This is a genomic window from Aquisalimonas lutea, assembly GCF_030409225.1.
In the GTDB taxonomy this organism is placed as follows: domain Bacteria; phylum Pseudomonadota; class Gammaproteobacteria; order Nitrococcales; family Aquisalimonadaceae; genus Aquisalimonas; species Aquisalimonas lutea.
Genome location: NZ_JAUFPK010000004.1, coordinates 380603 through 404355, shown reverse-complemented (window position 1 = coordinate 404355; position 23753 = coordinate 380603). Strand labels below are relative to the sequence as shown.

The window sequence follows — 23753 nt, the reverse complement described above, 5'->3', positions numbered from 1 at the left end:
GATGGCGACGGCGCATCCGGAACAACCTCGGCGGGACAAGCCCGTTCCGGCAGTATCCGGGCCGGGACGGGACGCCCTGTACCGGTTCATGGTGGATGCCGCACCGGACCTGATGTACGTCCTTGACGCCCAGGGCCGGTTCACGTTCGTCAATGGAGCCGCCCGGCACCTGCTGGGGTGCGAGCCCGAGACGCTCCTGGGCCAGCACTACAGTAGCGTCCTCGTGGAGGTGGACGAACCCTGTGCTTGCCGCTGTTTCCACGAGCGGCGAACCGGTGACCGGGCCACGACCGGCATGGAGCTGCGCCTGAGGCGCGTTGCCGACGGTGAGCCGGTCCACGTGGACGTTACTGCGGTGGGCATCTACGGCGACGGCGAAAACGGGGCGGCGGGGCAGTACCTGGGCACCTACGGCGTTGCCCGGGACATGACGCAATACAAGAAGGTCGAGGCGCTGTTCCGGCATCAAGCCCACCACGACGCACTCACCGGCCTCCCTAACCGGCTGCTGTTCCAGGACCGCCTTCAACAGGCCCTCGCCCGGGCGCGTCGGGGGGGAGCCGGGATCACCGTGCTGTTCCTGGACCTGGACGGCTTCAAGGCGGTCAACGACGGCCTCGGTCATCCGGTCGGCGATCGCATTCTCGCGTGCGTCGCGGAGCGCCTGGGCCGCTGCCTGCGGGAGGAGGACACGCTTGCCCGCCTGGGCGGGGACGAGTTCGCCGTCCTGTTGCCGGAGCATGGGCGGGAGGAGGCGGGGCGGCGCGTCGCTGACAAGTGCAGGGCGGCCTTGCGGGCGCCGTTCGAGGTGGACGGCAAGTCGGTTCGCCTGGGGGTCAGTATCGGGGTCGCCGTTTCCCCGGATCACGGGGACAGCATGGAGGCGCTCCTGGAACACGCGGATACGGCGATGTACCGGGCCAAGAACCGAGCGGCCGGACGCGGGGCGTCATGGTGAGGTCCGCCCGGCGGCTCCCGGGATGACCGCAGCGGATGTAAGGCTTTCCCTGATTTCCCGGGTTCCGCGCGGGCATTAGCGTTGTAGGCGATGGTGCCGGGTTGTTCAGCGGTCCGGTGAACGATGCGGTGTCGAAACAGCGGACGGGACAGGCATGAGCAGCGTATCCGCCGATCAGGACAAGGAACCCGTACGGCGTCCTCCCGCACGGCTGCTCCTTGACGAGCGCCTGCGGGTGAGCGCCGTCAATCATGCGTTGCGGACGCTTTGCGACCTTGGCGCCGGTCCCGCCCGCGGCATCCCGGTACAGGACTGGATCAACCTCGATGCGGGACTCCTGTTCCGGGTGCGCTCCGCATTTCACGATTGCACCACCGTCTGGCTTGACCGGCTGGAGTTCATGCTGCCCAGCGGCTACCACGTGTCCGCGACGCTGCAGCTGCGAATGCTCCGGGGCAAGCGACGCATCGGCCTCATGGTGACGGTGACGGAGATCGCGTTCAGCATCCCGAGCGGGAACGGGGAACACGACAAGGGCAACAGGGCCCTGCGGCGGACGGTGTCCGGCGCCCCGGAGCGGCAGCGATGATCGACCGCGGATCGACAGCCGGCAGGACGGGGCCTTCGCCGGCAGCGGATGCACCGTCTCCCGCAGCCGCGAAGCCGCCGCCGGACGAGATGTTCCGCTATGTCGTCGAGGCAAGCACGGATCTGGTCACCCGGCTTGATCGACGCCTGCGCTACCTGTACGTGAATCGGGCCGTTGAGCGGGTCCTCGAACGCCCGCGGGAACAGATTATCGGGCGCACGAACCGGGAGCTCGGCTTGCACGACACCCGGCTGTCGTACTGGGAGCACGCGCTGGCCCGGGTGTTCGACACGTGTGAAGAGGAGAGCATCCGCTTCTGCACCACGATCGGGGGTCGTGAGCACGGTTTTGAAAGCCGCCTCGTCCCCGAGCGTGATGCGGACGGGAACGTCCCTTCCGTACTGTGCATTACCCGGGACGTCACGGATTTCATGTCCGTGGGCAAGGCATTGCGGGAGAGCGAGTCCAAGTGCCGGACCATCATGGAAGCGTCCTTGGCGGGTATCTGCGTCTACCGCGACGACCTGTTCCTGTACGTCAATCCCGCGATGGCCGGCATGTTCGGCTACCAGCCCGACGAAATGATCGGCCGTATCGGGCCCCTGGACGTGGTGGTTCCCGAGCAGCGCGAGCTCGTCTCCCAGCGCATGGCAATGCGCAACAAGAACGAGCAGGGGCGGCCCTACGAGCTCCGCGGCCTGGCGCGGGACGGCTCCAGGCGGGATCTCATTGCCTGGGGGGCACGGATCGAGCTGCAGGGCCAGACGGCGGCGGTGGGAACACTGATCGATATAACGGACCGCAAGCGCGCCGAGGACCAGGTCGGGCGTCTGCAGAGGGACCTCGCCCACGTATCGCGGTTGACCATGCTGGACGGCATCGCGGCCGGTCTGGCGCACGAGATCAATCAGCCCCTGACAGCGGTCGTCAACTACGCCGAGGCGTGCCGCAACCTGCTGGGGGAGCGGCTTGCGGGCGAGCAGACCCGCGTCGGCGAGCTGCTACGCAACGTCGTCCGGCAGGGCCAGCGCGGAGGCGAGATCATCCGCCGTCTACGGCGCCTGGCACGGCATTCCTCCGGCCAGCGTTCGCCGGTGGATATCAACGCGCTGATCCGGGATGCCACGCAGCTGGTGGACTGGGAGCTGCGCGAGCGCAGGATCACGCTGCACCTCACCAGAGAGAGCGACGTCGAGCCCGTGATGGCCGACTGCGTGGAAATGCAGCAGGTGGTGCTCAACCTCCTCCAGAACGCCATCAGGGCCGTGAAGCACCGGCACAGCGCCCGGGAGATCGAGCTCGGCACGCGCGGGGTCGACAACGAGGGCCACTGGGTCGAGTTCTGGGTGAGGGACAACGGCCCGGGCGTGACCCGGGAGGAGCATCAGCGGCTGCTCGAGCCCTTTTTCACCACCCGGCCCGGGGGGCTGGGCTTCGGGCTGCCCATCAGCAGCTCCATCATCGACGCCCACGGGGGCGTGCTGGAGCTCCCCGAGCCGGGACCGTGTCCCGTCTTCAGGTGCCGCCTGCCGGCGATCCGGGGCCGGGGCGGGGAGGAATATCAACGACCGCGCCGGTCCCAGTAGGTATCGGCGATATAGATCAGCTCGTAGAGCGTGCGGGCACGCAGCTTGCGCATGATGTTCCGGCGGTGGGCCTCCACGGTGGAGATACTGACTCCCAGCTCATCGGCAATGGTCTTGTTGTATGCGCCGTGCACCACCCGGAAGAGCACTTCACGCTCGCGCTCCGAGAGCAGGGCCATGCGGGCGACCAGGGTCTGTGTACGGCGATGCTCCCGCCGTTGTTCCGCGTCCTGGTGCAGGGCTTCGTCGATCCGCGCGATGAGCTTGTCGGCATCGAACGGCTTCTGGATGAAGTCCAGCGCGCCGCCCTTGATGGCCCGCGCGGCCATCGGTACATCACCGTGGCCGGTAATGATGATCACGGGGATACGATGCCCCCGGCGGTGGAGCTCCTTCTGCAGGTCGAGCCCGCTGACGCCCGGCATGCGGACGTCGGCGATCAAGCAACCCGGAATGTCCGGATCAAAGGCGTTCAGGAACGCCGACGCGTCCGGGAAGGTCTGTGTCCGGATCGCTTTCGAGTGCAGAAGTGCTTCGATGGATTCGCGGATGACTGGATCGTCATCAACCACGTAGACAACGGGCTCGCGGCTCATCGGCGTTCCCGCGGGCCGCATCCCGGCGGCGCGTCTCTTGCGACGCAAGCAATCCGTTGCAGGGCCGCGAAGGCGAGGAGTGACGAATCCTCGCGGGCTCGGCTCGACCAGTCGAGGCAGCGCGCGAACTCCAGCCACACGGCGAAGAAGCCGTGCCTCCCCATCTGCCGGGCAGGTACAGGCCTGCCGCCGTGGATCACGTGCATCATCCGATTCTCCCGCATAAAGGGCACCCTGGCGTCGTCCGGAAATCCCGTGATGCTTGACTTGTCTGCCTCTCCACCGTGCGGCCCGAACGGCGCCGGGAGACGCAGGGATTCCGGAATATGGCAGCCTTTTCTGCAACAGTAGATGAAGTCCTCCGCGCCGGGGATTAGGGACAACCGCAGTCGGATTGCGGAAATGCGCATATCCCCTCCATGAACCCTGTTTCCAGGGTCGCGCGCCGCGGCACGTTGTGCCCCCGATCCCTGGATTCCATACTCCCGTAAGGAGGTCGATGCGTTTCGTCGAGATACGGTCGCCACGGATGGTGAGGAGGTAGATCACCATGAACGCGGTCACCTCGCCGAACATCGCTGTGGTGGAGAATGACGAGGCCATTCTGACGACACTGGAGGAATTGTTCTACTCAGTCCGCATTGACGCACGCTGGTTCGAGACCGCCGGTGAGGCTTTGCTGGCAGCGAGCCGTTCCAGGCCATGCTGGCAATGCGTGCTGGCCGACGCCGATGCTCCGGGGGTGGACGGCGTCCGGTTCATCCACTCGCTGCGGCAGCAGGGCATCGTCCCGCCCGTCATCCTGCTGCTCGAACCCAACGACGTAAGCACTGCGGTGGATGCGCTCAAGAACGGGGCGACGGACGTCCTGGAGAAGCCGTTCAACGGGCAGGTCCTGCTCGACGCGGTGCACGATGCACAGCAGTTCGCGCGCTCGGTGTCCCGGAGCAGGGAGCGTCGTCGCGATCTCTCCGCCCGCTTCAAGGGGCTGACGAGTCGTGAGTATGAAGTGGCCGTCGTAACGATCCAGGGCTTTTCGAATCGTGAGATCGCCAAGACTCTGGGGATCAGCCCGAAGACCGTGGAAGTCTACCGATCCAGGGTGATGCACAAGACCGGTGCAGGGAGCCTTTGCGATCTGATCCGCATGGCCATCAAGGCGGACCTGGTTCGTCTGGGCGACAATGGTGCGCGGCCGCGAAACCGGGACATGGCCGTGTGCAACGCCGGATAGCCGGCGCATCCGTACTCGCGATGTCCCCGCAATGTCGGCGAGCCCGCCCGTGCTCCGGCCCTCTCGCCGGCAGCGTTCTAGGGAGAACATGAACCTGGTTGGGGTACATCCCGATCCCTGCGGCCCTGGCGGATGCTTACTGTGGATGGTCACCCGTCGTGCCGTTTCGCCGGTAGGACCTTCACGGAGGAATACGGAGGCAGGATTGCCGTCACAACAGACCAACCACACCATCGCAAGGGGATGACAGGACATGGCACATACGAAGCAATCGCAAGGCACCGCGACGCCAATCGATCCGTCGAGCTGGGCGCAACCCTGGACAATGGCGATGAAGGGCGCCGAGGAGAGCGTCCAGCGCATGCAGGAAGTCACGGCCGAGCTGCAGGACGCCGTTCGCCAGACGTCGCAGGGACAAGTGGACGACTGGATGAAGACGGGCGACAGGATCGCGAAAACGGTCGCCAGGGCCGCCGAGACCCGGGAGCCGGCAACGTTGCTGACGGTGCAGCCGGAGCTTGTCAGCTGCTTTCTGGATGCCGCGCAGGCCAGCAACAAGCGCTGGCTGGATTTCGTGGACCAGGTGCGTAGCTGCTCCAGCAGAATCTTTGTCGCCAACGGCACCATGGCGACCGCGTCCTCGTCGCAGCCCGTGCCGGGGAAGGGCGATGGCGCAGGGCGGCCCGACGCGGACGAGGCCGCCCCCGAGTAATCGCGACAGCCGGTAGCGGGTTGTCACCACGTTATTGATCCCGCGCGGGCCCGTACGACCGGCTCGGAGTGGTTGCGCGGCCTGCGCGGCTCGCCTCGGCGACACGGCAACCGACGGGCTCGCGCGACGGAATCACCACGGATCAGTCGACTCCTGTTTCGGCTGCAAACAGTGCCGCTGTTCCCTGACCGCCCATGGCCGAGACGGCTGCCAGGCCGGGGGTGCACGGCAACAGATCGTGGAAGAGCCGACAGACAAGGTAGGCACCGGATGCGCCGAAGGGGTGCCCGAGGGCGAGGGCGCCGCCGCTGCGGTTGGTGCGGTCTTCCGGCAGATCGCACGCACGCAGGCAGGTCAGTGCCTGACCGGCAAAGGCCTCGTTGAACTCGACACGCTCCGGGGGCACGGGCTGGTATCGTTGCCTGAGACGGGTGAGGGCGGGTACCGCGGCATAGCCGGCGTCCGCCGGATCGCATCCCGCCCGGGCCGCACCCAGAAGCCGCAGTCGGCGGCCGGCACCGAGCTCTGCAGCCATTGCCGGGGACACCACAAGTGCGATCACGGCCGCGTCAGCTTCCGGGGCAACGCTGGCGACCGTCGCCGTACCGCCGCTCAGCAGCGCGGGTAGCCGCCCCAGGCGGGCCGTGGTCATGCCGTCCCGTGGAATTTCATCGGTCTCCGCCTCGTTGCCGGCCAGGACGGGGACCCGTTCCGCCCGGAAGCACCCGGCAGTCATCGCCGTGCGGGCGTTGGCGTGGCTGCGTGCCGTCCAGGCATCCTGCTCGGCGCGCGTGATTCCGCTCCGGCCGGCGAGGGCGTCCGCGCCGGCGATCGGATCCGGATCGGCGTACGGCGGAGCGCTGAACGGCGCTCGCCGCATGAACGCGGGGGCCGCAGAAGCGCTCGGCGGCCGTGAGACGCGCCATGGTGCGGTACTGCAGCTCTCGACACCACCGGCCAGGATCGCCTGCGCCCGGCCGCTGGCCACCAGCTGGAAGGCATCGATGATGGTGTCCAGCCCGCTGCTGCACTGGCGGTCCACCGTGAAAGCAGGCGTGTCCACGGGCAACCCGGCGGCGAGGGCGGCGCGGCGGGCGACGTTGCCGCCCTCCAGGGCGTTGCCGAGCCAGACCTCGTCCACGGCGTCGGAGGCCAGCCCCGTATCCGCGAGAATGCTGCGGATAACCGGTGCGGCGAGGGCATCGACCGTGCATGAACGGAATACGCCTCCGGTGCGGCCGAACGCCGTTCGCCGGATCGCAACCAGGATCGCGTCTCCGTGCGCTTCGGCCGTCACGGCAACACCTCCGTGGCCAGAGTCCCGGCGGCACGCGCCCGTGCCAGGGCGCGGCGATCCAGCTTGCCGCCTGCCGTGCGCGGCGGGTCATCGAGCATTCGTTCAACGCGCAGCCGGGCCGGCGTGGCGCGGTCAAGCGCTTCCCTGAGCTGGTGCCCGGCATCGTCGGCCGGGGTACCGGCCGTCATCACGAGCGCCAGGGCCGTGTCGGAGCGCCGGGCGTCCGGCAGCCCAACAACGGCCGCTTCGGTCACCCACGGCAGCCGTTCCAGGGCCTGCTCGAGCGGGGCGGCAGCGATCAGGGCACCAGCGATGTTCACCCGGTCGTCCGTTCGCTCGAGGAGGCGCACCTTGCCGTTGGCCGCGAGGGAGACGCGATCGGCCAGGGTCAGCCAGCCGTTGGCATCGGTGACGGGCTGGGTCGTTCCATCCGCCTGCTCGACCGTGGTGGCCGCGTACGGCGTGCGCACCCGGAGCCGGCCCAGAGGATCGCGTGCGCATTCCACGCCGGGGAACAGCATGCCCGCATCGGCGGAGTCCGCGCCGTCCGGATTTTCCCGGACCGACAGGAAGCTGGTTTCGGCCGTACCGTAGAAGGACGTGATCCGTGCCGCGGGCCACGCCGACTGCATGCTGCGTAGCTGCGCGACGCTCACCCGGGCACCCCCGGTAATGATGCGTCGCACGGTTGCATCGGGCTGCGCCGTCTGCATCCGCGCCAGGGCCATTACCAGCGGCGGCGCACCGTAGATGACCGTCGGCGCCAGGGCGCCACGCATCCAGCGGGCGGGCCGGCGGGCAGGGCGGCCGAGAACGCCCACGGCGGCGCCCAGGTGGAGGGCCCGGAGCGCCGCATAGGGCACCAGGGAAAAGGCGGGGTGGCCCAGCACGAGTATACGGTCCGTGGACCTGAGACCCAGGAGCCATTCCTCAGCGATGAAGCAGCGCAGCCAGGACGCCCGGTCACGGATCAACGTGCGCGGGGCGCCCGTGGTGCCGGTGGTCTGCGTGGCAATGCAGGGGGTGTCGTCGGCCGAGGGCGCTGGTATCGACGCCCCGGCCGGCGGCGGCTCGTCGATGCCGCCGGCAGCCAGCCGCCAGATGCCGCCGCCGAGGGAGCAGCCGGCAAGCCAGGGTAGCCACGCTCCCACGTCGTCGGGAGCGACGACCCGCTGCGTGCCGGCATTGCCGGCCTCCGCCGCGCCCAGGGCGCGACGGAGTAGGGTGTCCCGGTCCAGCGTGCCGCTGATCCCGAATACGGCGGGATGCTGCGGTGCACGAACACTGGCATCGTGCAAGCGCTCCAGGAGCGCCGGGTACGAGGCGCTCATGCCCGTTGCAGCACCGGGTAGCCGCGATGGATGGCGGCGGCCACGAGCGCGGCCAGGCAGGCCTTGATGAGGTCGCCCGGGACAAAGCTGAGCGCCATCAGCAGCACCTGACTGACCGGGGTATCCGCAACGAGCGCCCAGTGCGGGATCCCGAGCAGATACACGCCGCCGATGCCGCCGACGATGCTGGCGATCAGCAGGCGCGGGAACACCATTCGCAACGGCAGGCGTTCCGCCAGCAAGCCGGTAAGATAGGCGCCCACGATGAACCCCACGGCGAAGCCCCCCGTGGGGCCCGCGAACACCCCGAGACCACCGCGGCCGCCGGCCAGGAGAGGCAGGCCGAGCGCTACCAGAACCAGGAAGATCGCCATTGCCCCGGCGCCCCGCCGCGCACCCAGGATGGCGCCGGCGAGCATCACCCCCATCGTCTGGGCCGTGATGGGCACGCCGAAGCCCAGCGTCACCTTGGGCAGGAGGCCAAGACCCGCCACCACGGCAGCAAACAGGCCCATGAGGACCAGATCACGCGTCTGTGTCACTTGCTTTCTCCTTATGTCGTCGCTCGGGGATTCCGAAGTCATCATCGTCGGTGAGCGCTCCCCGTGCCTCCACCGCCTCCGCAACGCCTTCCGCCAGGCGCAGCGCGCGGATCGTCACGGGAATCGCCAGGGCCAGAGGGTTTCTCCCCATGCCGCGGGCGGCCTGGGCGGCGCGGGTTTCCTGGATCATCTCCTGAAGAAGCGGGACAAAACGGACCGTCATGGTCAGCGCGAACGCGATCCGCGCCGGGCGTACGCCAAAGCGGCGCAGCGGGGCCAGGATGCGCTGCAGTACCGCCATCATCGCCGAAAACCCGGTCGTCGCCGTAACCAGACCGGCGGCCCAGACCAGCGTGAGAACACGAGTAACGGTCAGCGCAGCCGCGAGCGGGCTGTCGAACCATGCCTGGGTGACCGCCATGAGGACGAGCAGGGGGGCGAGGTCCCGGGCCTGGACCCAGACCTGGTGCAGCGGCACCCGGCCCAGCGGGTAGAGCATGATCACGACCGCTGCCCCGGCGGCGATCACTGCCGGGTCCGCGATAACAAAGCTTGCCGTGCCGAGCCCGCAGAGCACCAGCAGCTTGTATCCGGCCGGTACGGCATGGACGGGCGACGGGCCCGGTACGTGGAGCGTCCCGATCATGCCGCCGCCTCGCGGGCGTCCACCAGGTCCAGGTAGGCCTCAATGGCGGCACGCGGGCTGCCGTCCGCGTGAATGCGGCCGTCGTCGAGCACCAGCACGCGCTGGAAACCTTCCAGGAGCTCCAGATCGTGGGTCGCGATCAGCACCCGCTGGGGAAGCGGATCGATCATCCGCCGGAACTGCCGCCGCCCCGGGAGATCAAGCATGATCGTCGGCTCGTCCATGACCAGAATGTCCGGGTGCATGGCAAAGATCGACGCCAGGGTCAGCCGCCGCTTCTCGCCGCCGCTCAGCAAGTGCGCGGAGTCCTCCTCCCGGCCTTGCAGACCGAACCGCTGCAGGGCGTCGGCCATGCGTTCCCGACGCACGGAAGAGGGCAGTCGCTGCGCCTTCAGCCCCAGATCCATCTCTTCGGCAATGGTGGGCATGACGATCTGCGCTTCCGGGTCCTGGAATACGAAGCCGACCTTGCGCCGCACCTGCCGTATCGACTGTGCGGTGTCGAGCCCGTCCACCCGTACCTGTCCGGAGGACGGCGTCACCAGCCCGTTCAAGCAGCGAAGCAGCGTGCTCTTGCCCGAGCCGTTCGCTCCGATCAGGCCGATACGCTCATCCGTTAGCCTCAGGTCATCGATATCCAGCACCGTGCGCTTGCCGTGCCTTACCGTGACCTGGTTGAGCTCGATTGCGGGTGCGTCACCCATCGGGCTATCTCCCGTTCGCCTCGAATGCCTGGCAGCAAATTCTGTTGAGAGACGTGAGGATACCCATTCGAGCAGTAGCGTCAACCTGGATGCTGCTCTATCGGTTTACGTTCACCTCCGATTGGGCTCAACTGTTGTTTAACATAATCTACCTTATACGCAGTACGGTTATCGGGTAGGACGCAATGCGGGTTGTAACGCAATTGCTTCGGCATGATTCGCGGGCAATCTGCCCACACTCTCGAGCCTGCAAGCCCTGGCCGGCTACTGTAGCCCCGAGTAGCACAGGTCGGTAGATGCAAAGCGGCTACAGCGGCTACAGCGGCTACAGCGGCGACACCCGCTACCGCCCGGTATCATGAATCCGGTCCCGCCGGTCGCTGCAGCTGTTCACCGACTTGAAACCGTCTCGGAGGCAAGGCCTGGCGCGTATCCGCCGAGAGGCACGATAACCGACAGAACACGCGGGAGAAGGTCGAACTCCGCCGGTGTATGGCCAACCTCTTCGCCGTCCGCGAGGACGCGTCGCGGACGACGCGTGCGAATCACGATATGCTGTCCTTTTGCGCGCCACACAGGACTACTCGGCAGACCCCCTCGTCGTACATCACGGATTGCATGCAATAATCCGAGCCCCCGTTGAGGAGGGATCGAGTATGCATCGAGCAGATTGTCATCGATTGCTGCATCGGCCTCGATCGGAACGCCGCCGCCATAGAAGCGTCCGTTTCCGACACTGAGATGTATCGTCCGCACACGCTCGGTGCGCCCGTCCACGGAGACTTCCGCCGTGAACGAGGTCAGTAGTCGCCGGGCTCGCCAGATGCTCACGGCGTAGCTGAGGCCTCGTAGCCATTTCTTGTGCTCCGCATTCAACGCCTCCGTCTGTGCACGCACGCCGAAGCCGATATGCGCTACATTGCAGAACAAGCGGCCGTTGACCCGGCCCAGGTCCAGCGGCTGCATGCGCCCCTCGGTGATCACCCTCGCCGCCTCACCGAGGTCGGCGGGTAAGTTCAGCGTTCGAGCGAAGTCGTTGGCAGTTCCCGTCGGTAACACTCCCATGGGGATCGACGCTTTGACGACGGCCGGCAGCGCGGCATTGATAGTACCGTCGCCACCGGCGATGACCACGGCATCGATGTTGTCACCCAAGGCGGAGATGCTTCGCCGAAGGTCGTCCACGTCGCGGGGTGAAAACCATTCGTAATCAATCCCGTATTGATCGAACACGGCCACGGCAGCATTCAGAATCCGGGGATCACGGCCAGCGGATGCATTAGAGAATATGACAATGCGTTGCAGCATTCCATCCTCTCCGGTTCACAACCAGCAAAGGGAAGATGAGATTGTACGGAAGGGGGTTCAGCCCCTCCTCCCCTACAGAACCTCCACGCCTTCACATTTGTATGCACCAATGAAGGTGTCATTCATGAGAACGTTACCGTCGAGATCGAAGCAGAACATGTAGGTCTCCGTAATGGCGCCCCATTCCACGCTCTTCAGGCCGACACACTCGTTCGGCCGCCCGGGGATGATCTTGAAGGACGATACACCTCGCTCCGGGACCCGCTGCCCAATGGTGATCGCGCGTACATCGTCGAACGCCTCGTCGGCGATGATCAGTTGGCTGCCACTGCGCTCGCGTTCGTCGAGCTCTTCGTCGAACGGCTCCGTGGAGATCTTGCGAGGGAAGAAATACCAATGTCGGTACACGGGGTGCCATTCCGCGGCTTCGTGTATGACGTAGCCCGGTGTCCCCTCGACACCGAGAACTTCACGCATGCGCCGATAGCGGGTGCGCCAGTTCAGGCTCTCGAGCCCGTAGCCGCGATCCAGGCGCTTGACCCAGCATTCCTCCGCCGTCTTGCCATGGCTGCCCACGTAGAGGGAATCGTCCTTGAGGGTCGCCCATTCACTCTTGAAGCCCTTGAAACGCTCATCGCCACGCCCGGTCATCAGGATCTGCCGGGGAACAAGCTGGTGCCGACCGCGCACTTCGCATACCAGGCCGGTGCGGTCATCGAACGTCAGGAGCCGTTCGCCAAAACGAACGAGCTCAGAGAATTCAGCGCCGCGTTCGCCCTCAGCGATGAGGCTGGTAAGGCGGAACCGACCGCCCTGTTCCGGATCGATGCACCTGACCTCATAGCGCACCTCCCCCGTCGAGGCGTCGACCTTCCGCTCGAGCCGGTCGTACCGAATCGTGGACTGCCAGGCGACCTGGCCATCGTCCAGCTCGACACGGGATGCCTGATCCTCGTCGGTGATCACGGCCAGGAGGTAGCTGGAGTCCTGCTCGCCGTATCGCGCGAATCGCTGCATGTCAGCCAGCTCTGCCGCCATGAGACCTCCTCATGCTTTGGGGTGTATCGGCCGACCGCCCTACTCCGGTTGAACCTGATCGAATGGCAAGCCCACCTGCAAAGGCATCAATAGGCTCCCGATGGCGGCGCTGCTCAATGTCCACCGGAGGGAGCCGCTGGCGGAAGCCGAGGCACGAGATCCACGACACCGAACGTCTCCACCGCGATCCAGACGATGAACGCGAGATATACGCCCAGTAGCACAACGGACTCGGCGCGGGAGAGCACCATGCGTGTGCGCATCAGAAGGAAGAGCAGTACGGTCGCTCCTGTGAGCGCGGCCATCATTGGAGCGGCGACGGAAAAATCGATCGCTGCGCTCCCGGCGATGAGAACACCTGCCGGAATACACACCAGCAGGTCAAAGGTATTGCTGCCGAGGACATTGGCAATGCTTGTAACGCCGCGCCCGTCACGCGCCGCCCGAACGGAGACAAACGCATCGGGAATCGAGGTGCCGGCGGCGACAACCGTAATCCCCCAAAGGAAGCTGGGGGTCCCGAAGATGTCGCCGAAACTCACGGCTGCACGCACGAGGCCTTCGACACCGACGACGATCACCAGCAGGGACAGCGCGAGCTTGCCCCACTCGCGCCCCGGGCGCACGTGAGAGGCGTCCACCTGCGAGGTATGGTCAAGGGTGTCCTGGTACTGCACGAACAGGTACAGCCCGTACAGCGCGATCGGCATGAGGGCGAGCCACCGCGTCATCTCGCCCCGGATCGTGCCCTCGGGCCCCGGGATCGGATGATAAATGGCCGCGAAGGAGAAAGTCAGAGTGAGGACCGCGACGGCGATCATGTAGAACTGCGCTTCCTTGTAGACCAGATCGCGGTTCGAGCGAAGCTGCTCCCGGCTACTCAGCCCCGACAGGGCCGGAATGACCAGAATGTTGAACAGCGCCGATCCTACGATTGCGGCCACCCCGAGCTCGAATTCTCCGTGGACAAGCGTCGAGATGACCGTAGTGGAAAGCTCCGGGAAGCTCGAGCCCACAGCGACGACAATGGCCCCCTGGACGATATCCGGAAGCTGGTAGTACGCAGACAAACGCGCGCTGGAGCCCTCCAGCAAGCCACTGCCCTTCCAGATAATGGCCGTCGAGACCAGTGCCACAAACGTCCATAGCAGAATCCCGGTCATGACTCAGAGTCCTTCGTACCGCTGGTGCGCGGGACGTTGATACATGGATACCTCAGGTCGCTTCTATTCTATACATCCAGGGCCAGAGGCGGCGTCGCCCCGTCTTCCTCCAGTTCCCACCACGCGAGCCAACGGCCGGACGAGCGCTGGAGCACGAGATAGTTGCGCTGCGGCGTATACACGGTTCGCTGCCCGGGCAGCGGATGCAGCCGTATCGGGTGATCCGTCAGCGGCGCCTCTCCCAGGCGGGCCAGCCACCCGAGTGCCCGCGCGTATGCGCGCGGCGGCGGTGGATGGGTGATTCCGGACGACACCAGCTGATGCAACGGCCCCGCTTTCGCCGCCATCGTGGCGCGTGTCGCCAGGTGGATCTCACCGGATAGAACCGTTACGGGTGATTCGTCCCGCTCATGGACGGCAAGCATTGCGCTCAGGAATCGCCGCCACTCGTGGCGATGCCACCGGCTCTGCCACTGGTCGCGCAGATCATCCTCGTACTTCTGGGCTCCCGGCGTGATGTGCATGGCCAGCTCGACCCACGACAACCGGGGGCCGAGTGCGGGGACGCTGGAGAGCACGAACACGCGATCGCCGTTCGCCCTATCGAGGCCCTCCTGGAACGCCCGCCATCCAGTCTCCCCCATGACGCGCTCCGGGCGCCGCTCGGAGCGCAGATCCGGGGCCACCAGCGACACCCCGGGCAGGGTAACCGCCCAGGTCAGGTTCCTGCCGGTGCGGTCGGGACACGCGGGCGGCGGCTCATCCGGTGGCGAGCCGAGCTGGAAGACCATGAACATCTCCCGGGCAACGCGAAATACAGCCTGCCCGATGGCCGCATCGAGTTGCCGCGCTGGCAATGACCCCCAGCCGTCGCAGATATCGTGGTCATCCCACATGCAAAGCGACGGCACGCGGGCCAGCAGCCAGGCCGGGTCCCGCTGGCTGTAGAGCTCCAGGTACCGTCGAAGCAGGAGCTCCCGCAGCAGCGCGCTTACGAAGGCAACCTCTTCCCCGTCATCGGGGCCTCCGTTGGCCCAGGAACGCACCGAGGCATGGACGTCCAGCATCTCGTCCGCGTAGAGCTGATCTCCCCCGTGGAGCAGCAGATGAAACGGCACACTCCGGTGCTGCTCGGCCAGGCGCTTCCACAGCACGTTGCGCTCGTCGAGGTCCCTTTCCCGATCGCCCTGCTCGAGGCCGTTGCAGGCCACGTACGCCAGTCGCACATCGCCGTCCGGTATCCCGGCCACGAAGTATTCGTCACCATTCACGGTATAGGTGCCGCCCTCGTCTGCGGGCAGAGAAAATGAATAACCGTGGACGCATATTCCTGAGCTCTGATAAAGCAACACGGGTTCCACGGCATCACTCCCCGCCGCCACCTCAAGCGAGGCGTCGTCCGCAGAGACGGCCATCAGTGCCATGAGGTGAAGCCGGACACCGTCGTGACCACGGAAGAACAGGACTGGCCCGACGCGCTGGTGCTCCGCAAGCACCGCTCCCGGCGCCTCTCTCGTTTCCGCTGTATCGGATTCCATGATGTTCCTGTTGCGCATCTCAAGTCATCGGCCGGTTCCGAAGCGTCGAAGCATCAAGCTTCTGCGTGCCACGGGAGAATCCTTCACGGATGAACTCGCGGCAGAGCCGCGATGTCGCAAAGCGTGTGCAGATGCACCGAAGGAGTCATTGAAGGATGCAATGCCGTCTCGAAGTCGCATCAGGGACGTTTTCTCCTTGGGCCGCCGTTCGGCAGAAATCCAGGCTTGTTGGCCTCCGCGCGCTTCCGCTCGCCGCGCCGGCAAGAGTTTAAGTACGAGCTGTGCGTGGAGGAATGACACGGGACGCTGAGCCCGGGCAATGCGCAGGCCGGCGCTGCGCACGTCGTCATCGAGCTCTTTGAGCCGGTACCGCGCAAGGCGTTTGAGTCGACGTACACCGTGGGCCGCTCCGTGAACCGGGCAGTGTACGTAAGCCGTGATGATGACTCCGTGACGCGTGACGCGCGCGAGTTCGGCAAGTGTCTTCCGCCGGGCCTCGGCGTCATGAAGATGCTGGAGTAACCGTACGCAAAGGGCAGCATCAAACGCATTGTCCTGGAACGGCAAGGCAACGCTGGTAGTACAAAGATGCGGGATTCGCCCTCCGGTGTGCTCTCTGAAAAGGCTCAGCATATCCGGGTTGATGTCCGCGCCGACGATCTCCCGGCCGCCTTGCCATGCGGATTCTGTGCACCGCCCATAACCGCAGGGCACGTCGAGAACCCGATCCCCGGGATGCGTAAGCTCAAGCAGATATCGGCGAATGACGCGTGTCTCAAGGGCATGGACCAGCCTTTGGTCCGGATTGGCATACCGCCGCTCCGCGTATCGCCTCTTCCGACCGAGACTGGAATGTCTGGATGGATCCTCGAATTCCGAAACAGCCGACGCTGACATGGATGGACTCCCTGAGCAGTCGTCGGCAGCATAAGCAGGAGCGCGTCAAATGCGCGTCACCGAAATGTCAACGAAGTGTGAAAACCGCAATCATCCGGCGGCACGAGCAGGAGCGGATACCCGGTAGGCGCACAAAGCGCATCGGCCTTATGGCGGGATCGTCGTGAAAGTACTGGTCATCGAGGACAACGCGGATCTGGCCGGCAATATCGTCGACTATTTCGAAGGTCATGGGCATGTCGTTGATGTTGCCGCCGACGGTCTGGGAGGACTCCATCTGGCGATCACCGAGCAATTCGATGCCGTGATTCTCGACCTGATCCTGCCCGGAATGGATGGCATGCGCCTGTGTGAGCACCTGCGTAGCCAAGGCTATGACGTACCCATTCTCATGCTGACCGCACGTGGGGAACTTGAGGAAAAGGTGTCCGGCTTGAGCGTGGGAGCCGATGACTATCTGGTTAAACCCGTCGCGCTCAGGGAGTTGCTGGCACGGATTCAGGCCCAGGTGCGCCGCGCCCGTGGCGGCCTGCCGCTGCGCAGATGGCAAGTTGGTGATTTATGCCTCGACGAGCGCACCATGACCGTACACCGTGCCGGCTGCGAGATTACGCTGACGCGAATGGACTATGAGATACTCCGCATCCTGATGCGGGAATCGCCCGCCGTCGTCACCCGGGCCCGTATCGAGTCCGAGGCCTGGGGCGACAATCCGCCGGCATCCGACAGCCTTCGCGCCCACATCCACCGTCTTCGCGGTGCGATCGATCGCCCGTTCCGGTCATCGTTGCTACATACGGTGCACGGTATCGGCTACCGCCTGGCCAGCGATGAAACACCGACCCCGTAGTCTACGCTCGCGGATTCTGCTCGCCTTCGTGCTCGCGGGCATGATTCTGGGGCCTCTCGTCGCCGTGGCCCTGCTGCTGGTGTTTCATGACATACGCGAATGGCAAGCCGAACAGGCGCTGCGTACGAGGCTTAGCGCCGTCGTTGCGCAGCCGGAGCAGTACAGCACCCGGATCATCTCCAGTGACCCGGTGGTGCGCCTGGCGGGTGACGTACGCCTTGAGCAGGAGGGCGAAGCACTCCTCCGAATGCCGGACGGAGTGCACGAGTACGAAACGGACAACCGCGCACTGCTGGTCGCGCTCACCACCACGCCCCGAGGACGTTACGCCGTCGCGCAGGATATATCGGTGATTGAGCGGGGGGAGCAATTCGCCTTCGTTGCAGCGCCAGCGGGATCAGTGATCGCCGTCATTGCGGCTCTTGTCCTGGGCTTTCGGATATCGCGTCGATATCTTCTACCGCTGGAGAATCTGGCGCACCAGGTCTCCGAAGGCCGAGACGGCGAGCTCGATGCTTCAAGACAGGATAGCAACTATGGCGAGATTGCCGAGCTGGCCACGGCCCTGACGCACTACCGGGATCGCATGTCCGCCGCCCTGGCGCGGGAGAGAGCGTTCTCCGCCGACGTCAGCCACGAGCTGCGCACACCGATCGCGATCATCCAGAATGCAGCCGAGATCCTCGAGGAGAGTCCCGACAGGTCGCTCGGTGAGCAAAAGGCATTGGCCCGAATCCGCCATGCTGCAACGCGCATGCAGGAAACGGTCGGCGCCATGCTCCTGCTGGTCCGGGAGCGTACGCCCGATGACCCGGAGGATTCCGTGTCGGTTGCGGACTGCGTTGACAATGTTCTTCGGTATCCGGAAATCGCGGCAGCCGCACAATCGATTCCGATAGCCTGGCGGCGCGACGCCAACCCCTTCGTCGACATGCCCGCCGCGGTGGTCGAGGTCATCGTGGTCAACGTGGTGCGTAACGCACTCCAGCATTCCCAGGGCACATGGGTATCGGTGCGATTGTGCAGTGACAGGCTCATCGTTGCCGATGACGGCGTGGGAATGAAGCCCGTGGATGTCACGCAAGCGGAGCGCTCGGGGGCGACAGGGGAAAACAGCCTGGGCCTGGGCCTATCGCTTGTTGACCGGCTCGCAACCCGCTTCGGTGGCAGCCTCTCCTTCTATAGCGGAAACGGCGCGGCATCGTCTTGCTGGACGATGCAAACGCAAGCGGGATCCGGCAACGACGTCGCCGGCCCGGTTCATGAAACGGGAGGCCCAGCGACAAACGCGGACTCGAAAGAACGGAGCGACGCACCACTTCACGGCACGCGGGTGGAGTGGCAATTCGCACCAGTGGTTCATTCTCATCCGCCTGGAAAGCGCTGAACTTGCCGCAATGCCGGCAACGGTCGGCGACACTTGCCCGTAGGCGCCGGTCCCGGAGACGACGTACCCGCCCCCCTGGGCTGCTCGCCGGATCCAGCGGTGCAGGAACAACGCAAAGTTCCACTAGCAAAAACAAAAAACCCCGTGCGGACACGGGGCAAGCGGGGAGGACAACCACCTGACAAAACAGATCATGCATTTCGCTGCCCCTGGGGACATCTCACGTCGGTGGGTGTTCCCGGGGCCACCTCCCCGACGTTATCTGCTGTCGGGAATGCGTTCGGTGAAGCTTCACTTCGATACAGAAAGTCACGCACAGTCCATGGACTGCGCGTGACTCCCTGGAAACGCGCTCCGCTCAGGATCTGCCCTCCGGGTCGGCATTGCTGGGTGAGCCGGTACCCTGCCCTGAGGGCTGGCCGTCACCTCCGCCGGCACCGGCTGTCTGTTCGTCCGGGTGCAACGACCCCGGGCTGGCCTCCCTGATCCGGTTGAGTTGCTCGGCGCTAACGGTGTACCGCCACGGCTGCCCCTGCCGCACCAGCCGGGGGGAACCGTCTCCGGTAGAAGAATAGTAGGCGAACCGTATCGTCTGATCGCCCTCCGTCACGATCTCATAAGCGATTGCCGGGGACTCCTCCGGTGCCTCGCCGGCAGAAACCGCCGTGAAGGAAGGACGGGCCAGACGCGAGACCAGTTGCTCCGCCTTGCTGTCGCTGATCGCTGTCGACGATTCGCCTACGAGCTGCCATCCATCGTCGGTGCGCTCCATGCTGAACTCCGGCAGATTCACCCGCTTGACCCGACTCGGCTCGACGGCCACGTTACCGGTTGCGAACCAGGCGGATCGCTCGGCACCGGCCTCCCAGGCGGGGAAGCTGATCTCGTAGACAGCGTCACCGTCCCCGCGCCGGGCATACACGCGCCCCGCGCCCGCGGACTTGCCGATCAGGACGGTTACCTCGCCATTACTCGCGGTGGTCAGAGCGACACGGCGCTCGAAGCTGTCGTCTCCGACGTTGAAGCGCGCAGCCGCCGACTCCGCATGGGCGACGGGCAGTCCCGGTTCTATGCTCGTCAGCTGCCCGACCAGGTTCCCGACCTTCGACTGTTTCGCCGGATAGCCGTCGGATCGAGGAAGCACCCATTCACCGTTGTCTCTTTCCAGGTGCAGTGTCGTGCCGTCCGGACCAGTGATCGATACGGCACGCACCGACTCCGCCTGGAACGGAACGAGCTGTCCAGGCCCTTCGCCACGATTCCCGCCTTCGTTCAACCAGAGTCCGCCGGCCAGCGCGATCTGGCCGGCGAGAACCACGGACAGCGTCATGATCACTTTCTTCATCTTATTTCGTCTCCCTGTTCAGAACGCCTTCGTACCAGCGACGCTGACGCGTTGCGACGATGCGGCGCACGGCGAAAACGAGCAGCAGGCCGCCGAGGGCGGTCCCGTAGTTGGCGGCCTCCCAGACGCGGCGCGTCTCCTCCGGGACGGGGCGCAGGAGCCCCGAGTAACGGCCTTCTCCGCGAAGCGCGAGCAGCGCCGGGTCGCCGAGGGACCAGTCGACGATGTTCTGCGCCAGCTGGACAGGCGTGATGTATTGCGACTGCGTGCTCCGGCTGACGATCTGCAAGGCCCGATCGGAGAGGAAGTTGCCGGAGCCGAACACGATCAGCCGTGCCGATGCAGGTGACCGCTGGATCACGGAGGTCACCGTAGGCCCTGAGTCCGAGCCCCCGCCGTCGGCGCTGGCAGACGCTGCGTCCCCGTTGCCGCTGCCGGAGGCCTGTCCGCCGGCCTCGTTTCCGGACGCCTCCGCCAGGGGTGACGACTGTCCCTGGAATGCCGACGTGAACCGGCCCTCCAGCATGACGCCCAACGGTTGACGAGCGCGTGCTTGCGGCTCCGGGAAACCGAGCTCCGGGTGGTTCTGGTAATCGGGGAGGACATCGGTGGAATCCGATGTCCATGCACGCTCGGAGCTGTTGAGCAGCTCGGTTACCTGGATGTTCCCCGCCTTTTCCGGATCTACTCGAACGGGTGACGCCCAGGCCATGGTGAGCTGGTTCAGAGATCCCAGCATCGGCACATCGGCCAGGCCCGAGTCGCGTATATCCAGGAAGTACGGGTAGTCGAACGTCTGCATGCGGGTCCGCCCGCCCGATTGCGTCGGCAGCGTCAGCGGTCCGCTCTGCGGGTCGAGAACGAGGCTGTTCTCGATCGTGACGCCAAAGCTGGCGAGCCAGTCCTCGAGGCCGGTGACAACCTCATTGACCTGAACACCCGTGCGACGGCTTGCCTGGACCTGCATCGGTGAGCCGGCAATAGCGACCGTGCCCCCGCGCATGAGGAACTGGTCGATGGCATAGCGCTGCTTCTCGCTGAGCTCCTCAGGGGAAAGGATCAGCAGGAAGTCCGCGTTCGAGGTCACCTGGCCATCGCTGAGATCCGCCTGGGTGACGGTCGCGCTCTCGCGCAGCTTGCGCATCAGCAAGCGATAGGACGGCCCGGCCTGGCGTCGCAGCATGGGGTTGCGCGGCTGCGGCGGCTGATGGACCGCGACGGTCTTCCGGAACCCCTGTCCGAAGCGCTGCAGGGCGGACTCGATGGCACTGCGTAAATCGGCCGCCTCCAGGCTGTCCGGTAACGTCACCGGGACGGTCTGATCCCCTTGCTCGAGAACCATGTGGAAGTAGAACCGCTCGTCACTGAGCAGATTCGTTGTCATTGCCTGAAAGCCGTATTCCGATTGCAGTCGCTCGGCGAGCGCACCGTCGCCCGAGCCGGGGTCACGGAATTCGACGTCCAGTTTGTCCTCTGCGCCCGCACGCAACTCGTCCAGAATCGTCCCGAGCTCTTCGCGGAGTTGCTTCAGCGGCTCGGGAAGTTGACCCGCGGGTGAGATGTAGCCGTGAAAGGTCACGGGTTGCTCGAGCGAGGCGAGAACGTCTCCGCCGCTGCGCCACTTGTTGGCGACCTCGCGTATGGCGCTGGTGATCTGATACTCAGGATTGCGCAGGGTGATCTCCGGCCCCCAGGTGGTCGTCCCCTTTGCCTGCACGAGGTCCTGGAGATTGAGCACCGTGTGCTGGTCGCCGTACTTCACCAGCACGTGAAAATATGCACTAACGACGGAGGACTGGTAGCGGCTGGCGGTCTGAAGCGGTACCGGCTCGATGCCGTACGCTTGCCGGGCCTGCTCGGCGGCGCTCGTGTCTGTCTGGGGATCAACGAGCTCGACCCGGACCTGATCGCCTCCCGCAATGGCATATTCCCTCAGCAGATTCTGCATCTGCGGCACCAACGGACGAATCAGGGGATGCGTCTGGCTGCTCAGAAACCCCTTGATCACAAGGGGTTGCTGGAGGTTGGCCACGTACCTGTTGGTGGCAGCACCGAGGGTGTATTGATTGCCTTCCGTGATATCCGCGCGCGCGTAGCTGATCGGGGTCATCCATAGATTGGCGGCGAGGAAATTCACCGCGACCAGCGCCGCGGCGACGCGCCAGGCCATGTGCCGCCGTGCGCTTCCGTGGCGATGATCTCCCCAGCGCAGTCTTTCCAGACTGTAGACGTTGAGTGCAAGGAACAGCCCGACCAGGCTGACGTAGTAGTACACATCGCGTAGATCAAGGACGCCGCGCGTGATCTCCTCGAAGCGTGCACCGGTGCCGACGAGATGCATGATCTGGCCCAGTGCGTCCGGAGCCAGCGCCGTCAGCCAGTCCGTCCCGATAACGTAGAAGGCCCCACCGACAAGTGCGGTGACGATCAGGCTGATGATCGGATTATCCGTGCGCGAAGACACGAACAGGCCCATGGCCGTATAGGCCGCGGCAAGGAAAAGGCTCGCGACGTACCCTCCGATCACCGGGCCCCAGTCCAGCGGGCCGAGCATTTGGACTGTTACCGGCAGCGGGAGCGTCAGCGCAAGCGCGACGGCGATGAGGGAAAGCACCGCGAGAAACTTCCCCGCGACAAGGACAAGGGACGAGACAGGAGCGGTCAGCAGCACTTCCACCGTCCCCGAGCGTAGCTCCTCGCTCCAGCTGCGCATGGTCAGCGTTGCAACCAGTGCGATCAGGAGGATCGGCATCCACTCGAACAGTGGCCGCACGTCCGCGATATTGCGGGAGAAAAACGCTTCGGCCCAGAAAAAGATGAAAAGCGTGACTGCGAGGAATGTGCCGATAAAAAGATAAGCGACGGGGGAAGCGAAATATGCACCTGCCTCCCGCCGGAAAATGCGCAAGAGGTTCTGCATGGCTCTCTCCCGGAGTCAGTGCTTGGTATTGATGTCCGCGAACAGGGTTTCCAGGTCTCGGGTTTCGGGCTCAAGGGCATACAGCGCGAACCCGGCCTCGTGCACGCAGCGTGCAAGAGCAGGCGCCAGGCCGCCCGCGTCGTCCGATGCCTCGACGACATAGCGGTGTCCGAGCGCATCCGGCTGGATGGCCTCGACATTGGCGACACCATCCAGGTTGCGCAACACGGGCAACGCGTCGCGCGGGTTCGCATCCAGGGTCACGAGGAGCCGCGGTGTACCACCGAGCTCATCCAGCTTGGTATCCAGCGCAAGCTGTCCCTGGCGAATCATCAGAACGCGGTCACAGACCGCCTGCACCTCCTGCAGGATGTGCGTGGAGACCACCACGGCGGCATGCTCCGCCAGGGAGCGGATCAGCGCTCGCATTTCCCGGATCTGGGAAGGGTCGAGGCCATTGGTGGGTTCGTCTAGGACAACCAGCCTCGGGTGATGCAGGATGGCTTGAGCGACACCAGTTCGCTGCCGGTATCCGCGGGAGAGAGTTGCGACCGGCGCCAGTGCCTTTTCCTTCAGGGATGCCCGCTCGATCGCGCTGCGCACCGCCTGCGGCCGGTGCTGGGCTGCTATGCCGTGCAACGTTGCCTGGAAGTCCAGGTAATCGATCACGGTCATGTCCGGGTAGATGGGGCAGTTCTCGGGAAGGTAACCGATTCGCTGCTGTATTGCCCGCCGCTGGCGTGCCATCTCGAGCCCGTCCACCCGTATCCAGCCGGACGTTGGCTCGAGAAAGCCGGTCAGCATCTTCAGTATCGTGGTCTTGCCGGCCCCGTTTGGACCGAGCAGGCCGACGACCTCTCCGACATCCACTTCAAAGGAGATCCGGTCTACGGCCGTCAGGTCGCCGTAATGGCGTGACAGTGCCTCTGCCTCGATCATCTACCGTCCTCCTCTTCCTGATAGAGGGTGAGGGTTGCTCGAACATCGTTTGAACCGACATGTGTTGTGGCCGCCGAGTTCCGTGCCGGCGACCGTCGTCCGATGACGTCCTGCCGGTAGGGTGATTGGCCTCCTGGACAGACATCCCCGGGAACACCGTCGCCGATGCCCTT

General features: G+C 65.3%; 21 protein-coding genes. 7 read left to right on the top strand and 14 right to left on the bottom strand.

The window, feature by feature from the left end; all coding sequences use genetic code 11:
- The first annotated feature begins 1 nt into the window (after window position 1).
- The 3 genes from QWY84_RS13015 to QWY84_RS13005 all read left to right on the top strand — a co-directional run bounded on the left by QWY84_RS13015 (window position 2) and on the right by QWY84_RS13005 (window position 3133).
- Entirely contained in the window at window positions 2–958 is a 957-nt protein-coding gene (locus tag QWY84_RS13015; protein ID WP_290203144.1) for a sensor domain-containing diguanylate cyclase, read from the top strand.
- A gap of 154 nt (window positions 959–1112) precedes the next feature.
- Window positions 1113–1547: a nitrogen regulation protein NR(II) gene (locus QWY84_RS13010; protein ID WP_290203143.1), complete on the top strand. Its 435-nt coding sequence runs from the start codon at window positions 1113–1115 to the stop codon at window positions 1545–1547.
- Entirely contained in the window at window positions 1544–3133 is a 1590-nt protein-coding gene (locus tag QWY84_RS13005) for a PAS domain S-box protein (RefSeq protein WP_290203142.1), read from the top strand. Before QWY84_RS13010 ends, QWY84_RS13005 begins: the two co-directional genes overlap by 4 nt.
- Here QWY84_RS13005 and QWY84_RS13000 read toward each other — a convergent pair.
- Complete coding sequence (locus QWY84_RS13000) at window positions 3109–3729, bottom strand: response regulator transcription factor (protein WP_290203141.1); 621 nt, start codon at window positions 3727–3729, stop codon at window positions 3109–3111. The two genes, QWY84_RS13005 and QWY84_RS13000, sit on opposite strands and share 25 nt — an antisense overlap.
- A gap of 550 nt (window positions 3730–4279) precedes the next feature.
- Here QWY84_RS13000 and QWY84_RS12995 point away from each other — a divergent pair.
- Both QWY84_RS12995 and QWY84_RS12990 read left to right on the top strand, forming a co-directional pair.
- Window positions 4280–4963, top strand: coding sequence for a response regulator transcription factor (locus tag QWY84_RS12995; RefSeq protein ID WP_290203140.1), 684 nt, complete (start codon window positions 4280–4282; stop codon window positions 4961–4963).
- 253 nt (window positions 4964–5216) lie between these two features.
- Window positions 5217–5675, top strand: coding sequence for a hypothetical protein (locus QWY84_RS12990; RefSeq protein ID WP_290203139.1), 459 nt, complete (start codon window positions 5217–5219; stop codon window positions 5673–5675).
- A 142-nt stretch (window positions 5676–5817) separates the two neighbouring features.
- On the opposite strand, the gene QWY84_RS12985 is transcribed toward QWY84_RS12990, so the two are convergent.
- From QWY84_RS12985 to QWY84_RS20105, 10 genes are all read right to left on the bottom strand, one after another.
- Entirely contained in the window at window positions 5818–6972 is a 1155-nt protein-coding gene (locus QWY84_RS12985) for a thiolase family protein (protein WP_290203138.1), read from the bottom strand.
- Window positions 6969–8303, bottom strand: a complete 1335-nt coding sequence (locus QWY84_RS12980; RefSeq protein ID WP_290203137.1) for an AMP-binding protein — start codon at window positions 8301–8303, stop codon at window positions 6969–6971. Before QWY84_RS12980 ends, QWY84_RS12985 begins: the two co-directional genes overlap by 4 nt.
- Complete coding sequence (locus QWY84_RS12975) at window positions 8300–8845, bottom strand: biotin transporter BioY (RefSeq protein ID WP_290203136.1); 546 nt, start codon at window positions 8843–8845, stop codon at window positions 8300–8302. The genes QWY84_RS12980 and QWY84_RS12975 overlap by 4 nt, the downstream gene beginning before the upstream one ends.
- The gene (locus QWY84_RS12970) at window positions 8829–9491 is read right to left on the bottom strand and encodes an energy-coupling factor transporter transmembrane component T family protein (protein ID WP_290203135.1); all 663 of its coding nucleotides are present in this window, start codon (window positions 9489–9491) and stop codon (window positions 8829–8831) included. Before QWY84_RS12970 ends, QWY84_RS12975 begins: the two co-directional genes overlap by 17 nt.
- Window positions 9488–10195 carry an energy-coupling factor ABC transporter ATP-binding protein gene (locus QWY84_RS12965; protein WP_290203134.1) on the bottom strand — a complete coding sequence of 236 codons (708 nt, stop codon included), beginning with the start codon at window positions 10193–10195 and terminating at the stop codon, window positions 9488–9490. Before QWY84_RS12965 ends, QWY84_RS12970 begins: the two co-directional genes overlap by 4 nt.
- Window positions 10196–10585: 390 nt before the next feature.
- Window positions 10586–11503 (bottom strand): lipid kinase, encoded by a 918-nt coding sequence (locus QWY84_RS12960; RefSeq protein WP_290203133.1) that lies wholly within the window; start codon window positions 11501–11503, stop codon window positions 10586–10588.
- Window positions 11504–11575: 72 nt separating this feature from the next.
- A complete protein-coding gene (locus QWY84_RS12955; RefSeq protein WP_290203132.1) occupies window positions 11576–12541 on the bottom strand; it encodes a hypothetical protein in 966 nt (321 codons plus the stop codon).
- Between the two features lie 113 nt (window positions 12542–12654).
- The gene (locus tag QWY84_RS12950; protein WP_290203131.1) at window positions 12655–13704 is read right to left on the bottom strand and encodes a sodium:calcium antiporter; all 1050 of its coding nucleotides are present in this window, start codon (window positions 13702–13704) and stop codon (window positions 12655–12657) included.
- A gap of 68 nt (window positions 13705–13772) precedes the next feature.
- A complete protein-coding gene (locus tag QWY84_RS12945) occupies window positions 13773–15242 on the bottom strand; it encodes a metallophosphoesterase family protein (protein ID WP_290203130.1) in 1470 nt (489 codons plus the stop codon).
- A gap of 24 nt (window positions 15243–15266) precedes the next feature.
- Window positions 15267–16139 carry a class I SAM-dependent methyltransferase gene (locus QWY84_RS20105; RefSeq protein ID WP_353959890.1) on the bottom strand — a complete coding sequence of 291 codons (873 nt, stop codon included), beginning with the start codon at window positions 16137–16139 and terminating at the stop codon, window positions 15267–15269.
- 163 nt (window positions 16140–16302) lie between these two features.
- On the opposite strand from QWY84_RS20105, the gene QWY84_RS12940 reads away from it, so the two are divergent.
- Together QWY84_RS12940 and QWY84_RS12935 are read left to right on the top strand one after the other, a co-directional pair.
- Window positions 16303–16989 carry a response regulator transcription factor gene (locus tag QWY84_RS12940; protein ID WP_290203129.1) on the top strand — a complete coding sequence of 229 codons (687 nt, stop codon included), beginning with the start codon at window positions 16303–16305 and terminating at the stop codon, window positions 16987–16989.
- A 28-nt stretch (window positions 16990–17017) separates the two neighbouring features.
- A complete protein-coding gene (locus QWY84_RS12935) occupies window positions 17018–18376 on the top strand; it encodes a sensor histidine kinase (protein ID WP_290203128.1) in 1359 nt (452 codons plus the stop codon).
- Window positions 18377–18734: 358 nt separating this feature from the next.
- On the opposite strand, the gene QWY84_RS12930 is transcribed toward QWY84_RS12935, so the two are convergent.
- The 3 genes from QWY84_RS12930 to QWY84_RS12920 are packed head-to-tail and all read right to left on the bottom strand — an operon-like array spanning window position 18735 to window position 23580.
- Complete coding sequence (locus QWY84_RS12930) at window positions 18735–19721, bottom strand: DUF4340 domain-containing protein (RefSeq protein ID WP_290203127.1); 987 nt, start codon at window positions 19719–19721, stop codon at window positions 18735–18737.
- 1 nt (window position 19722) lies between these two features.
- The gene (locus tag QWY84_RS12925) at window positions 19723–22641 is read right to left on the bottom strand and encodes a Gldg family protein (protein ID WP_290203126.1); all 2919 of its coding nucleotides are present in this window, start codon (window positions 22639–22641) and stop codon (window positions 19723–19725) included.
- Between the two features lie 15 nt (window positions 22642–22656).
- The gene (locus tag QWY84_RS12920; RefSeq protein WP_290203125.1) at window positions 22657–23580 is read right to left on the bottom strand and encodes an ABC transporter ATP-binding protein; all 924 of its coding nucleotides are present in this window, start codon (window positions 23578–23580) and stop codon (window positions 22657–22659) included.
- Window positions 23581–23753: the final 173 nt, after the last annotated feature.

What these genes read in the sequence shown, in the direction of transcription:
- QWY84_RS13015 (WP_290203144.1), top strand. Translation starts at nt 2, where the DNA reads ATGGCGACGGCGCATCCGGAACAACCTCGGCGGGACAAGCCCGTTCCG.
- QWY84_RS13010 (WP_290203143.1), top strand. Translation starts at nt 1,113, where the DNA reads ATGAGCAGCGTATCCGCCGATCAGGACAAGGAACCCGTACGGCGTCCT.
- QWY84_RS13005 (WP_290203142.1), top strand. Translation starts at nt 1,544, where the DNA reads ATGATCGACCGCGGATCGACAGCCGGCAGGACGGGGCCTTCGCCGGCA.
- QWY84_RS13000 (WP_290203141.1), bottom strand. Translation starts at nt 3,729, where the DNA reads ATGAGCCGCGAGCCCGTTGTCTACGTGGTTGATGACGATCCAGTCATC.
- QWY84_RS12995 (WP_290203140.1), top strand. Translation starts at nt 4,280, where the DNA reads ATGAACGCGGTCACCTCGCCGAACATCGCTGTGGTGGAGAATGACGAG.
- QWY84_RS12990 (WP_290203139.1), top strand. Translation starts at nt 5,217, where the DNA reads ATGGCACATACGAAGCAATCGCAAGGCACCGCGACGCCAATCGATCCG.
- QWY84_RS12980 (WP_290203137.1), bottom strand. Translation starts at nt 8,303, where the DNA reads ATGAGCGCCTCGTACCCGGCGCTCCTGGAGCGCTTGCACGATGCCAGT.
- QWY84_RS12970 (WP_290203135.1), bottom strand. Translation starts at nt 9,491, where the DNA reads ATGATCGGGACGCTCCACGTACCGGGCCCGTCGCCCGTCCATGCCGTA.
- QWY84_RS12965 (WP_290203134.1), bottom strand. Translation starts at nt 10,195, where the DNA reads ATGGGTGACGCACCCGCAATCGAGCTCAACCAGGTCACGGTAAGGCAC.
- QWY84_RS12960 (WP_290203133.1), bottom strand. Translation starts at nt 11,503, where the DNA reads ATGCTGCAACGCATTGTCATATTCTCTAATGCATCCGCTGGCCGTGAT.
- QWY84_RS12955 (WP_290203132.1), bottom strand. Translation starts at nt 12,541, where the DNA reads ATGGCGGCAGAGCTGGCTGACATGCAGCGATTCGCGCGATACGGCGAG.
- QWY84_RS12950 (WP_290203131.1), bottom strand. Translation starts at nt 13,704, where the DNA reads ATGACCGGGATTCTGCTATGGACGTTTGTGGCACTGGTCTCGACGGCC.
- QWY84_RS12945 (WP_290203130.1), bottom strand. Translation starts at nt 15,242, where the DNA reads ATGGAATCCGATACAGCGGAAACGAGAGAGGCGCCGGGAGCGGTGCTT.
- QWY84_RS20105 (WP_353959890.1), bottom strand. Translation starts at nt 16,139, where the DNA reads ATGTCAGCGTCGGCTGTTTCGGAATTCGAGGATCCATCCAGACATTCC.
- QWY84_RS12930 (WP_290203127.1), bottom strand. Translation starts at nt 19,721, where the DNA reads ATGAAGAAAGTGATCATGACGCTGTCCGTGGTTCTCGCCGGCCAGATC.
- QWY84_RS12925 (WP_290203126.1), bottom strand. Translation starts at nt 22,641, where the DNA reads ATGCAGAACCTCTTGCGCATTTTCCGGCGGGAGGCAGGTGCATATTTC.
- QWY84_RS12920 (WP_290203125.1), bottom strand. Translation starts at nt 23,580, where the DNA reads ATGATCGAGGCAGAGGCACTGTCACGCCATTACGGCGACCTGACGGCC.